Origin of the sequence: Thermobifida cellulosilytica TB100 (genome assembly GCF_001517975.1) — a bacterium.
Classification (GTDB): Bacteria; Actinomycetota; Actinomycetes; order Streptosporangiales; family Streptosporangiaceae; genus Thermobifida; species Thermobifida cellulosilytica.
Genome location: NZ_KQ950181.1, coordinates 695,171 through 707,032, shown reverse-complemented (window position 1 = coordinate 707,032; position 11,862 = coordinate 695,171). Strand labels below are relative to the sequence as shown.

Sequence of the window (11,862 nt, the reverse complement as noted above, 5' to 3'; positions counted from 1 at the left end):
GGGCGGGGCGGGGATGCCGGGGACGTCGGGGGCGGCGGGGTGGCGTGGGCAGGTCCGCGCAGCCTCTAGGGTGGCGGATCGGACGGTGCTGCCGTCCGATCCCGCCGGCCGGAGGATGCATGTCGCCCAAGAAGAAGACCCGCAAACCCCGCCCCCGCACTGTCCGCCGGGACGCCCCCGCGCGGGCCGGGGTCGTGCGCACCCCCGTGGTGGTGGAGGAGCCGCCGCCGCGCTGGCCGCTGCTGGTGTGGGCGGCGCTGGTGGTGGTGTGGGTGCTGGGGTCGCTGGCCACCTTCATGAGAGTGCTGGCCGCGGCCGGGATGACGCCCGAGGAGCTCACCGACGAGGTGCGCGCCCAGGCCGCCTGGGCGCTGTTGTGGCTGCTGGTGTTCGCGCTGGGCACCCCCCTGGCCGGGGCGGTGTGGGCCGCGCTGCTGCGCCGCCGTGTGGCCGCGGCCCTGTTCGGGTGCGCGCTGGCGGGCTCGGCGGTGTTGCTGTGGCTGATCGCTCCCCCCGGCGAGGTGTGGGCGGCGCTGCGCGCGGGCCTTGCGCTGTGACGTGCGTTTCGGTGAGCGGCGTGCGATCATCCGTCACCGGGGCGGCACACCGTCCGCCGCCGGAAGGTGAGTCATGATGGAGAGCAGGACCAACGGGATGCGGACCGGTGCGCCGCGGTCCGTGGGAGCCGCGTGTCGTGCATCCCGCAGCACACCGGTGGCCCCCGCCACCGCGATCCGATTGGGGCTGTGACCGTACCGTGCCCGAAATGTGGAAAAATGCCCAGGTGATCGATGCTTTCCGTGCCGCTTTCCAGGAGCTGATCGACGCTTCCCTCCTGGGCGACCCGCAGCGTTTCGGCCCCGCGGTGGGCCGGGTCTACGAGCTCGCCTCCCAGGTTCCGGTCTCCGAACGGGAGATCGCCCTGGAGGCTTTGGGACCGATCTTCTCCGGACACCACGCCGGTCCGGGGATCGAGGCCGACCTGACCGTCGTGGCCGGCGCCCTGGTGGAGATGGGAACCCAGCCGGGCACCACCGGCATCGAGGTGCTGCGCCTGCTGCGTGAGACCGGCCGGGCCGCGGGCATGTTCCTGCACGCCTGGGACAAGGTCGGCGACGGCGCGCCGCCCGACCCCGACCAGGTGACCGCCGCCGACGAGAGCAAGGTCGCCGCGGTGCTGGGCGACTCCGCGCCGGTGGCGACCCTGTGCTGGTGGACCGCGCGCCGCTACGGCCTGTCGGCCAAGACCATGCTCAGCTCGGCGCAGGTGCGCGCGGCCGTGCGCGCCGACGCCGAGATGCACAGCGACCTGCTGGCCATCGCCGCCCAGCTCTCGGCCCACCTGGCCGAGTTCGGCGAGGTGACGGCGCTGCTGCGGATGGACGAGGTCTCCTCGGCCCTGGTGCTGGACCGCTCCTCCCGCCGCGGTTTCCGGGTGCGTTTCGAAGGCATCGCCGACAACTTCCAGTTGCACACCCTGCTGGCCGACGCCCTCATCGGCGAGGAGGGCCGGGGGCTGGAGGGGCGGCGCCCCGACCCGCGGTGGGTGGCGGCCTTCCGCGACGCCGACCCCGACCCGCAGGCCAAGGTCGTCCACGGCTGGTGGAACCTGGTGGGCGCCGACGGCACCTGGGTGTGGAACGAGGGGGTGCCCGCCGACATCCCGCTGCTGCAGGGGGAGCGGGTCCTGATCCTGGAGGAGCAGACCTACCCGCGCTCCTGGAACGCTGGACGCATCTACCCGCTGGTCAAGGGCTCCCTGTGGGTGGAGGAGGAGCTCGCCCCCGAGCAGGCCGCGCACTGGTGGTCGCTGGTGGAGCCCGACGACGCCGTGCCCGCCCTGCCTTCTGCCCAGGAAGAGGAGGAGTCCGACGCCGAGGCGGCCGCCTCCTGGTGGCAGGAGTCCGACACGGACGAACCGGCCGGGCCCCAGGGCGCGGAGCCCGAGGCGGCCCCCCAGCGGCAGGGCGCGCCGTGGGGCCGCCAGGACGCCGAACCGGACCGGCCCGCCGAGGCCGAGCCGTCCCTCTCCCGCGCCGGGGAGCAGGGCGCGGGAGAGGAGGCGCCGCGGCCCGCCGAGCCCGAGCCGCTCGCCAGGACCGAGGCGATCCCCGTCCTCTCCCAGGAGGTCCTGGCCGCCTACGACGCGGCCCGCGCCGAGGAGCGCGACCGCGACGGCGAGGAGGAGCAGCAGGGCGACGCCCCCGGCTCCTCCCTGCTGCCGCCGCTGCCGCCCGGCGTCTCCGACAGCGCCGGCTGGGGGCCCAGTTGGCTGTGACGTGCCGCTGGTGCGGGCCCGCCGCGCCGCGGTGGGAACCGGCCGGCGGCACGCCCGGCCCGGGGCCGGGTCAGACCCGCTCCTCCTCGGGCTCCTTGAGGTCGGCGAAACCGCCTTCGTCCTGCTCCAGCGCGTGCGCGCCCCGCGGCCGGTAGCTGCGCCACCGCGAGGGGAAGAACAGCGGGACGAACAGCGCCAGCGCCAGCGGCAGCAGCAGGCCCGCCTCGGCCAGGGCGAGCGCCCCCTGCCAGCCGGGGATGCGGATACCGCCCACCACGGGCAGCACCACCGTCTCGGGAACGCTCCCAGTCCAGGCGGGACGCACCAGGTGCACCGCGGTCAGCCCCGCCAGCACCAGGCTCGCCATCCCCGGAATCAGCGGAGTGAGCTTGGGCGGCACCAGCACCAGGGCCACCAGCAGCGCCAGCGCGGCCAGCGTGAGGAGTTCACCCGGGCTGAGGAACCCCCGGCCGGAGTTGAGCAGGGCGGCGACCCGCGGCACGACCCATCCGCTCGCCAGCACCAGGACGGGCCCCAACAACAGTCCGAAGACAAAACCAAAGAAATGTCGCACGGGGAGACGACTCCTCTCGAAAATCACGAGCACCCTACCGACAAAACGCCGGTTGTGAACCCCCGGAAACCGCCGCGACCTCCCCGCCGGGAGCGCCCCCTAGGCTGGAGGCATGGACGCTGCGCACGGCGCCGGACCCGGCGACGTCGACCCCGACGTCGTCGAGCTGGCCACCAGGATCTTCGCCATGGCCCGCGCCGGGGACACCGCCTCCCTGGACGCCTACCTGAGTGCCGGGGTGCCCGCCAACCTCACCAACGACCGCGGCGACACCCTGGTCATGCTGGCCGCCTACCACGGCCACGCCGACACCGTGGCCTGCCTGTGCCGCCACGGCGCCGACGTCAACCGCCTCAACGACCGCGGCCAGTCGCCCCTGGCCGGAGCCGTGTTCAAGGGCGAAGACGCCGCCGTGCAGACCCTGTTCGCCCACGGCGCCGACCCCGACCTGGGCCGCCCTTCGGCGGTCGAGGCCGCCCGCATGTTCGCCAAGGAGCACTACCTCGCCCTGTTCGACCGCGCCTGACCCCCGCAGCCGCCCCCGGGCAGGAGGCTCCCGGGATGGCCCCCGACACCAACAGAAGGGGAGAAAACACCGCACAGCGGGCAGGATGCACCACACACCCTGTCCCAGGAAGAAGCAGAGTGAACGACACGCCCAACCCCGAACCGGTCGTCGACCCCGACCTGCCCGACCACGTGCGCACCCTGCTGCTGCGCGCCCACCACACGCCGCCCCGCCGCCCCCTGCCGGTGCCGCGCCCCCTGGCCGAGCACCCCCTGGCCGCCACCCTGGCCACCGTCCTGGTCCTGCTGGTCGGCATGCGCCTGCTGGCCCGCGTGTTCGTGGTCGTCGCCGCCCTCCTCCTGCTGGCCGCCGCCGTCGTGGTGCTGGTCAACGTCGCGGCCAGTGGCCCCGACCGCGCGGCCCGCCGCGCCTGGCAGCGCCACCGCGACCGCTGCATCACCGCCGAGGACCTGGACCCCGAGGCCGCCGCCCTGCTGCTGCGCGCCCAAAAAGCGGCGGCCGCCGTCGACGACGCCCAGGTCGTCCGCGACGACGTGCTCGACACCGCCCTCAACACCGCAGTCCTGCCCCGCCAGTTGTGGGAGACCGCCACCGCCCTGCGCCGCATCACCCAGTTGCGCTCGCGCCCCGCCCCCGACACCGCCCACGACCCCGAGGTCGCCGCCCTGCTCGCCGACCGCGACCGCGCCCTGCGCGCCGCACAGCGCTCCGTGGGCGCCCGCGTGGCCGCCCTGGAGGACTACGCCGCACGGGTCGCCGAAGCCGACCGCGCCTGGCAGCGCGCCGCCACCCTGCGCCGCCTCCTCGCCGAACAGGAGGAGCTGCGCGACCTGCTGGCCGCCACCGCCGCCGACGAGGCCGCGGTACGGGAACTGGCCGACCTCACCGAACGCGCCCAGGCCGCAGAGGAGCACCTGCGCGCCGCAGCCGACCGGGCCGCCCAGGCCGCCTCCCGCCTGCCCGGCGCCGACACGTGACCCTCACACCCACTGCACCGGGCGCCCGTGCTCCAGGTAGTGCAGCCCCTCCGCCCCCTCCAGGCACGCCCCGATCCGCCGGGCCTGCCGGTCGGGCAGGTACTCGCCCAACCGGTCCGGCTCCACCAGACGGGCCGCGCTCAACTCCTCCGGGGGCAGGCGCACCGACTCGAACTGCCCCGGCGCCAGACGCCCCGCGAACACGAACACGGTGGCCGGCCGCCGGTCCGGACTGGCCTGGGCGGGCAGCCAGTCCACACACACCAGCCCGCTCAGCGCCGGGGTGAACCCGAGCTCCTCGGTGCACTCGCGCAGACACGCCGCCAACGGCGACTCGCCCATCTCGATGACCCCGCCCGGCAGCCCCCAGCCGGGCCGGTAGGTGGGCTTGACCAGCAGCACCCGTCCCGCATCGTCACGCAGCAGCGCACTGGCCGCACCCCGGGTGCGCGGCAGGCTCTCGAAGAACTCCAACTCGCTGTCGGCCATGCCCTGAACCCTAGCCACCACCGCCGCCGCAGGGCAGGAATCCGGTCAAAGCCGAACACTCCAGCCCTGACTCGGACCACCGCCGGCCGCAGCACCCCCGCCCGCGACCGGAAGGCCGGGCGCGGCCGCACAACACGGCCGCCCCACCGGCCCCGCCCCGGGGGGTGTGCCGCCTCCTGCGCCCCCGAAAGGGGCCGCAGGAGGCGCAGCGGCGGCACGACGGGCAGAACCTAGGCCGCGGTCTCGTCGAGCTCCTCCGCGACCATCGCGTAGTGGCGGTGGAAGTAGTCCACCACGGCGTAGGCGAGGTCCACCCGCCCGCCCAGCATGTCCACCAGGACCTGCTCCTTGCGGGCCAGCGCGATGGCAAAGCACTCCGCCCACCACTCGTGGCGGCGGTGCCAGTACTCCTCCACCAGGTAGGGCAGGCACGCCTCGTGCAGGTCCCGCCACTCGCGGGTCTCCGACATCATGCGGTCGGCCAGATCCAGCACGTGCCCGATCTCGTGGAACACCAGGGACACGGAGGTGTGCGGGTTGCTGCCCAGCACCAGCAGGCCGAAACGGTAGATGCCCGCGAGCCGGTCGAAGGTGGGAGCGTGCGGGTCGTCAGGATCGGTGGACACGCCGCGCAGGTGGTTGAAGCAGTTCAGGTCGGCGACCGACCCCTCACCGATGTAGATGCCGTCGACCTCCTCGATGACCCGGTCGACGATGGGGAAGGGGAGGCTGGCCAGCGCTTCGATGTGGTCGAGGACACGGGGCGAGGGGATGGTTCCGGCGGGCCAACGGCGGTGCAGCACCGTCTCCAGCCGACCCAGGTGCCGCCGCCCGTCGTCGGGGAGCGGACGGACTCCCCGGGGATGCGGTCCGCATTCCAGGCTTTCGTTCACGAGTAAGCAACATAGAGCGTCCGCGCGACAGCCCGGTACACCGGGCGCGGTACGGCCTGCCGCCCCGACGGGCGGGGCCGCTCACTCCCGGGCCGCCGAGCGGCCCGCCACCGCATCGGCCGCATCCATCACCAGCCGGGTGAAGATCTCCGGCTGGTCCAGGTTCACCATGTGCCCCGCGCGCGGCACCACCAGCAGCCGCCCGTCCGCACACGCCTCCAAAAACAGCCTCTCGTGGATCCGGAAGTGGTCGCGGGCCCCGTTGACCAGCCACACCGTCCCCGGATAGGAGGCCAGCAGGCCCAACACGTCCACACCGGTGACCTCCTCGATCACCGCCCGCCCCGCCTCCATCGCCAACCCGCCGTCCAGCACCGCCTCGGCGCCGTCGGCGGGCAGGGTCAACCGGTGGAACCGCTCGTTGACCGCCTGGCCCCGGTCCGGCAACCGGTCCAGCAGCACCGTGGGAATCCGGTACATGCTCGCCCACCCGGGCACCGGACGCGCCGAACAGCCCGCCGCCACCAGGCCCGCCACCCGCTGCGGATAGGCCGCGGCCGCGGCGATCGACACGAACCCGCCCAGGCTCAACCCCACCACCAGCGCCGCCGACCCCACCGAGTCCACCGCGTCGCGCACCGCCTCCACCGCCCCGCCCAGGGTGAAGGGCTCACCCCTGCGGCAACCGTGCCCGGGCAGGTCCACGGCCACCACCGTGCGCCCCTGCTCCCTGAGGGCCCGCACCTGCGGCCGCCACATGGTCCTCGAGGTCCGCAGACCGTGCACCAGCACAATCGGCACGCGCATCAGCCGCCTCCCTCCGGACGGAACCGCCCTCGGACCCCATTGTCCCCGCCCCCGCCCGCAGAATGCGGACTAGTCGGCGTAGACCACCGTGACCGGCGCGTGGTCGGACCAGCGCGCGTCGTGGCGCAGCGCTCGCTCCACCCGCGCCTCCTCGGCCCGCGCCGCCAGCCCCGGCGTGGCGACGTGCAGGTCGATCCGCCAGCCCGCGTCGTTGTCGAAGGCCCGCCCCCGATACGACCACCACGTGTAGGGGCCCTCCTGCCCCGGGTGCAGCGAGCGCACCACGTCGACGTAGCCGGCCTCCTCGTAGACCCGCGACAGCCACCGGCGCTCCTCGGGCAGGAACCCCGAGTTCTTCCGGTTGGCCCGCCAGTTCTTCAGGTCGGCCTCCCGGTGGGCGATGTTCCAGTCCCCGCACACCACCAGCTCGCGGCCCTGCGCCTCCACCTCGGCCCGGCGGCGCACCAGATAGGGCAGGAACTCCGCCATGAACCGCTCCTTCTCCTCCTGCAACGGCGTGCCCACCTGCCCGGAGGGCAGGTACAGGCTGGCCACGCTCACCGCACCGAAGTCGGCCTCCACATAGCGGCCCGACGCCGCGAACTCCGCCGACCCGAACCCTGTGCGCACGGCGTCGGGAACCCCGCGCGAATACAGCGCCACCCCCGCACGCCCCCTGGCCGCGGCCGGCTCCAGCACCACGTGCCAGCCCTCGGGGTCGGCCACCTCGGCGGGCAGCTGCGACAGCTCCGCGCGCGTCTCCTGCAGGCACACCACGTCGGCCTTGGTGCCCGCCAGCCACTCCGTGAACCCCTTGCGGGCCGCCGCACGCAGCCCATTCACGTTGACCGTCGCGACGATCATTCGCTCACCCGCTCACCGGTCGATCCACGCGGCGACCGCACACCACCCCGGGGCGCCGCAGGCCGGGCACGCCCCGGACCCGCGGCTCATCTTCGCACGCACCCGACCCCCGATCCCCCCGACCGTCCGCCGAGCACCCCCGCGATGGGGTAAAAGCAGGGGAGGGGCCCCGCCCCGCACCCCCGTCCGTCCGCCCGGGAGAGGAGGACAACGACGCGCCCCGCCCCAGGGGGCCGTCCCAGACCCGATGAGCGTCGCACCCGGCACCCCCCAGCCCTCGCCCCTGCGCGCCGTCGACGCCGTCGACGAGTACCTGACGGTCCGCAGGGCCGCCAAACCCTCCCCGCACACCGTCGCCGCCTACCGGCGCGACCTGACCGCGGTCCTGGAGTGCGCCGCCCGCGTCAACCGCACCCCGGCCCACACCCTCACCCTCGCCGACCTCACCGGCGGCCTGCTGCGCCACGCCTTCGCCGCCTTCGCCGCCGACCGGGCCGCCTCCAGCGTGCTGCGCGCCTGGTCCACCTGGAACGGCTTCTTCTCCTTCCTCGTCGCCGAGAACCTGGCCGACGGCAACCCCATGCCCGCCGTGCCCCGGCCCCGCCCGCCCCAGCGCCACCCCAAACCCCTCCAGGGCGAAGACACCCCCGAACGCCTGCTCACCGCCCTGGCCCGGGGCTGCCGCCGCGCCCGCGACCCCTGGCCCGAACGCGACCTGGCCGTCCTGTCCCTGGCCCTGCTCACCGGCATGCGCTCCGCCGAGATGCTCGCCCTGCGCCTGGACTCCCTCAGCGGACGCCCCGGGGAGCGGCGCCTGCGCGTGGTCGGCAAGGGCGGCCGCACCCGCTCCCTGCCGGTGGAACCCCCGCTGGAAGCGATCATCGACGCCTACCTGGCCACCCGCCAGGCCCGCTTCGCCACCCGGCTCACCGGCCAGGACCCCCTGCTGGTCGACAACCGCGGCCAGGCCCTGCGCCGCGGCGGCCTACAGTACCTGGTCCGCCAGTGCTACCGGCACGCCGGCGTCTACGACCGCGTCTCCCGCGGCACCCTCGTCCACGCCCTGCGCCACACCTTCGCCACCCGCCTGGCCGAGGACGGCGCCTCCGTCACCGAGATCATGCACCTGCTCGGCCACACCTCCGTGGCCTCCTCGCAGGCCTACATCGACGTCACCGCGCGCTCCCAGCGCGAGGCCGCCCGCGCCAACCGCACCTACGCGGTGCTGCGCCGCCTCACCGCCGAGGGCGGCACGCCCAAGCCCTGAGCCCGCACCCCGCGGCCGCACCCGTCTCTCTCACGACGCCGCCTGTCCGGTGCGGCCCAGAAGCACCGCCCGCGACAGGGCGGCGGGCGAGGGGGGATCCGGCAGCGGGGGCAGCGCAGCCCCCGGAGCGGCGTAGGCGCGCAGCATCTGCGCGACCAGCCGCCGCCAGGCATCGGGGGCGGCCTCGCCGGCGGCGTCGAGCACGCCCGCGTTGGCCATGAGCAGGATCACCACGTCGCGGTCGGTGACGTCGTCGCGCAGGTGCCCGCTCGCCTTGGCCCGGTCGATGAGCTCGACGAGACCGGCGTGGGCGCGGGAGCGGCGCTCCTCCAACGCCCCGGCGGCGGGAAAGGCCGTGGTCAGCACGTCGGCGAACCCCCGGTCGGCGGCCTGCATGGCGCACACGGCCTGGACGCAGCCGACGAAGCCGCGCCAGGGGTCGGGGTCGGCCAGGGCGGCGGTCACGGCGGCGGCGTAGGCGTCCATGCGGTCGGCGAAGACCGCGTCGACGAGCTCCTCACGGGTGGCGAAGCGGCGGCAGAGGGTGGCCTTGCCGACCCCGGCCTCGCGGGCGACCGCGGCCATGGACACCCCCAGCCCGTCCCGGGCGTACAGGCGGCGGGCAGCAGCAAGGATCCGGTCGCGGTTGCGTTCGGCGTCCGCGCGCAGGCACCTTCTGCGGGGCCGGTCCGAGGCCCCCGTGGGGTCCGCGGAGGAGCTCATGGCCCCACTCTACTCAAGTGGAACAGCCTTCCCACTTCCGTTGTTACGCTGACGAAGACCGTAAACGGAAACCCTGTTCCACCTACGGGGGCAGGGCGCGCCCCCACCGGGCCCGCCCCCGCCCCGCCGCTCCCGGAGGCCGGGCCCACCACGCCGCCCCGGGCGGCCCCCGCAACCGTCCGCACCAGAAGGAACCCCATGACCATCGCGATCATCGGCGCCACCGGCCGGCTCGGCGGCCTGACCGTCGACGCCCTCCTCGAGCGCGGCACCGCCCCCGGCGACGTCCTCGCCCTGGGCCGCAACCCCGAACGCCTCGCCGAACTCGGCGGGCGCGGACTGCGCACCGCCGCCGTCGACCTGGACGACGTCGACGGCACCGCCGCGACACTCGCCGGCGCCGAGAAACTGCTCCTGATCTCCCTGAGCACGCCGGGAGCCCGCCTGGCCCAGCACGGCAACGCCATCGAGGCGGCCCGACGGGCCGGCGTGCGCCACCTGGTCTACACCTCGATCCTGCACGCGCCGACCACGCCCCTGGCCCTGGCCGCCGACCACAAGGCCACCGAGGAACTCGCCACCGCCTCCGGCATCCCCGCGACCTTCCTGCGCAACGGCTGGTACACCGAGAACCACCTGCCGGACTTCGGCAGCGCCCGCGAACACGGCGTCATCGCCAACAGCGCCGGCCCGGGCCGTCTGGCCACCGCCCCGCGTGCGGACTACGCCCAGGCCGCCGCCGTCGTGCTCACCACGCCCGGCCACGAGGGCAGGGCCTATGAGCTGTCGGGCGACACCGCATGGTCGTTCGAGGAGTTCGCCGCCACCGCCCAGGAGGTCCTGGGCACCCCGGTCCGCTACCAGGAGCTCACCCCCGCACAGGAACGCGACCAGCTCCTGTCCGTCGGCCTGGACGAGGCGACCGCGGACTTCGTGGTCGCGATCAACGCCGGCGTGCGCGAGGGCGCCCTGGCCGCCACCCCCGGCGACCTGTCCCGCCTCATCGGCCGCCCGACCGAGCCGCTGGCCGCCACCCTCAAGTCCTGGACCTGACCCCGCGGCCATCGGCGGGGGCGGGGCCGCGGGCCCGCCCCCGCCGATGGCGACGGTCCCCATGCCCGTCGCCCCGTGGATCGTGCAGGCCGTCCTGGCCGCCCTCTTCGGCTTCGCCGCCGTCGTCACGTCACCCGGCCCGAGGACACGCCCGCCGGCACACTGCCCTGGACGGCTGGCGTCTCCCGGCCGGGAGCCCGCCGCCGTCGCCGTCAACGCGGTCCTGCTGCCCGCCGCGTTCGCGGCCCGGGGACGCTTCGGCCCCCGTGCCCTCCGAGCCTCCCGCACCGGACAGGACGCGCTACGCCCCGGCGGGTGTACCCGGGCAACAGCGAGGGGCCGGACGCGGAAGCGTCCGGCCCCGAGACGACGGCGGGCGAGCCGCCCCCACGCGACCCGCCCGACCGCACCGTCCCCGCCTCAGGGGATGCGCTTGGCCACCCACGAGGACACCACGTGCAGCGGCCACTCCAGCGGACCGCGCCGCTTGACGACCAGGCGCCACACGGTGGCGAACAGCAGCGAGCCCACCAGCACCGTCAGGCTCAGCCACTCGGAGACGAAGAACAGCGGGGTGCCGTCCAGCACGTCGTTCTCGTCCAGCCAGATCACCAGGATGTGCCCCACGTAGGTGGTCAGCGACAGCGCGCCCACCGACGCCAGCGGGTAGACCAGCCAGCTCGCCCGGCCCAGCGCGTCGGCGACGATCAGGCACAGCCCCAGCACCGCGATCGCCACGCCCCCGGCGCCGTAGACGTCCAGCGGCGTGCCGCTGTGCGGCACGGTCACCAGCAGCCACGCCCAGTCGGTGGTGGGCACCGTGCCGCCTATCCCCTCGACGAACAGTTGGTCGAAGCCCTCGGTCCCGAAGACCTCGCCGGTGGCGGGGTCCACCGTGGCGGCCAGACGCGCGTCGACACCGAAGACGCGCACCGCCAGCCACGAGACGGTGTAGGCCGCAGCGGCCAGCACCGTGCCCAGGGCCACCAGGCGCCAGCGCACCCTCGTCTGCCTCAGGTCGAGCCGACCGATCGCCAGTCCCGCGAACACGAACGGCAGCCAGGTGATCGCCGGGTAGGACCCGGTCAGCAGGAAGTTGACGACCCCGTCGTCGGCCAGCGCCACGAACGGGTCGTAGGCGTTGACGGTGTCGACGACGCTCTTCAGCGTCCCGCCCGCGTCGATCAGGGAACGCACCCAGAACGACACGACCGGCCCGACCACGCCCAGCACCGCGGCGGCCCCCGCGATGATCTGCCACCGCTCGGTCAGCAGCATGCAGGTGAACACGAACAGCACCGCGTAGTAGGCGAGGATCACCGCGACCGGGGTGCCCAGCATGGTCAGGGCCGTGCCCAGGAAGAGCAGGACCACGGCGCGCACGACCACCCGCCACAGCGCCATGCCC

The 11,862-nt window shown here is 74.7% G+C and carries 13 protein-coding genes; 6 read left to right on the top strand and 7 right to left on the bottom strand.

From position 1 onward, the window contains the following. The first annotated feature begins 119 nt into the window (after positions 1-119). Complete coding sequence (locus tag AC529_RS09405; protein WP_068755626.1) at positions 120-557, top strand: hypothetical protein; 438 nt, start codon at positions 120-122, stop codon at positions 555-557. A gap of 227 nt (positions 558-784) precedes the next feature. Next, the gene (locus AC529_RS09400) at positions 785-2,278 is read left to right on the top strand and encodes a hypothetical protein (RefSeq protein ID WP_068755624.1); all 1,494 of its coding nucleotides are present in this window, start codon (positions 785-787) and stop codon (positions 2,276-2,278) included. Positions 2,279-2,348: 70 nt separating this feature from the next. Here AC529_RS09400 and AC529_RS09395 read toward each other — a convergent pair whose 3' ends face one another. Continuing rightward, positions 2,349-2,819 carry a hypothetical protein gene (locus tag AC529_RS09395; RefSeq protein ID WP_232306657.1) on the bottom strand — a complete coding sequence of 157 codons (471 nt, stop codon included), beginning with the start codon at positions 2,817-2,819 and terminating at the stop codon, positions 2,349-2,351. Between the two features lie 145 nt (positions 2,820-2,964). On the opposite strand from AC529_RS09395, the gene AC529_RS09390 reads away from it, so the two are divergent. Further along, entirely contained in the window at positions 2,965-3,378 is a 414-nt protein-coding gene (locus AC529_RS09390; protein ID WP_068755620.1) for an ankyrin repeat domain-containing protein, read from the top strand. Between the two features lie 119 nt (positions 3,379-3,497). Continuing rightward, positions 3,498-4,358 (top strand): hypothetical protein, encoded by an 861-nt coding sequence (locus AC529_RS21165; protein WP_068755618.1) that lies wholly within the window; start codon positions 3,498-3,500, stop codon positions 4,356-4,358. Positions 4,359-4,361: 3 nt separating this feature from the next. Here the strand turns inward: AC529_RS21165 and AC529_RS09380 are convergent, their stop codons facing one another. The 4 genes from AC529_RS09380 to AC529_RS09365 form a co-directional block, all read right to left on the bottom strand. Further along, on the bottom strand, positions 4,362-4,847 hold the full coding sequence (locus AC529_RS09380; protein WP_068755616.1) for an NUDIX domain-containing protein: 486 nt from the start codon (positions 4,845-4,847) through the stop codon (positions 4,362-4,364). 230 nt (positions 4,848-5,077) lie between these two features. Further along, positions 5,078-5,740: a hypothetical protein gene (locus AC529_RS09375; protein ID WP_157080141.1), complete on the bottom strand. Its 663-nt coding sequence runs from the start codon at positions 5,738-5,740 to the stop codon at positions 5,078-5,080. 81 nt (positions 5,741-5,821) lie between these two features. Further along, positions 5,822-6,547 (bottom strand): alpha/beta fold hydrolase, encoded by a 726-nt coding sequence (locus AC529_RS09370; RefSeq protein WP_068755614.1) that lies wholly within the window; start codon positions 6,545-6,547, stop codon positions 5,822-5,824. Positions 6,548-6,616: 69 nt separating this feature from the next. Continuing rightward, the gene (locus AC529_RS09365) at positions 6,617-7,411 is read right to left on the bottom strand and encodes an exodeoxyribonuclease III (protein WP_198156359.1); all 795 of its coding nucleotides are present in this window, start codon (positions 7,409-7,411) and stop codon (positions 6,617-6,619) included. A 247-nt stretch (positions 7,412-7,658) separates the two neighbouring features. On the opposite strand from AC529_RS09365, the gene AC529_RS09360 reads away from it, so the two are divergent. After that, entirely contained in the window at positions 7,659-8,678 is a 1,020-nt protein-coding gene (locus AC529_RS09360) for a tyrosine-type recombinase/integrase (RefSeq protein ID WP_068755612.1), read from the top strand. Positions 8,679-8,708: 30 nt separating this feature from the next. Here the strand turns inward: AC529_RS09360 and AC529_RS09355 are convergent, their stop codons facing one another. Next, the gene (locus AC529_RS09355; protein ID WP_068755610.1) at positions 8,709-9,401 is read right to left on the bottom strand and encodes a TetR/AcrR family transcriptional regulator; all 693 of its coding nucleotides are present in this window, start codon (positions 9,399-9,401) and stop codon (positions 8,709-8,711) included. Between the two features lie 198 nt (positions 9,402-9,599). Between AC529_RS09355 and AC529_RS09350 the strand changes: the two genes are divergently transcribed. Continuing rightward, positions 9,600-10,454, top strand: a complete 855-nt coding sequence (locus tag AC529_RS09350) for an SDR family oxidoreductase (RefSeq protein ID WP_068755608.1) — start codon at positions 9,600-9,602, stop codon at positions 10,452-10,454. Between the two features lie 420 nt (positions 10,455-10,874). Here the strand turns inward: AC529_RS09350 and AC529_RS09345 are convergent. Further along, positions 10,875-11,862 (bottom strand): DUF418 domain-containing protein (locus AC529_RS09345; protein WP_068755606.1); only part of this gene is annotated, 988 nt, incomplete at its 5' end.

Excerpts from the sequence above, each read along its gene's own strand:
- AC529_RS09380 (WP_068755616.1), bottom strand. The coding sequence starts at position 4,847 with ATGGCCGACAGCGAGTTGGAGTTCTTCGAGAGCCTGCCGCGCACCCGG.
- AC529_RS09350 (WP_068755608.1), top strand. The coding sequence starts at position 9,600 with ATGACCATCGCGATCATCGGCGCCACCGGCCGGCTCGGCGGCCTGACC.
- AC529_RS09370 (WP_068755614.1), bottom strand. The coding sequence starts at position 6,547 with ATGCGCGTGCCGATTGTGCTGGTGCACGGTCTGCGGACCTCGAGGACC.
- AC529_RS09390 (WP_068755620.1), top strand. The coding sequence starts at position 2,965 with ATGGACGCTGCGCACGGCGCCGGACCCGGCGACGTCGACCCCGACGTC.
- AC529_RS09360 (WP_068755612.1), top strand. The coding sequence starts at position 7,659 with ATGAGCGTCGCACCCGGCACCCCCCAGCCCTCGCCCCTGCGCGCCGTC.
- AC529_RS09405 (WP_068755626.1), top strand. The coding sequence starts at position 120 with ATGTCGCCCAAGAAGAAGACCCGCAAACCCCGCCCCCGCACTGTCCGC.
- AC529_RS09365 (WP_198156359.1), bottom strand. The coding sequence starts at position 7,411 with ATGATCGTCGCGACGGTCAACGTGAATGGGCTGCGTGCGGCGGCCCGC.
- AC529_RS09355 (WP_068755610.1), bottom strand. The coding sequence starts at position 9,401 with ATGAGCTCCTCCGCGGACCCCACGGGGGCCTCGGACCGGCCCCGCAGA.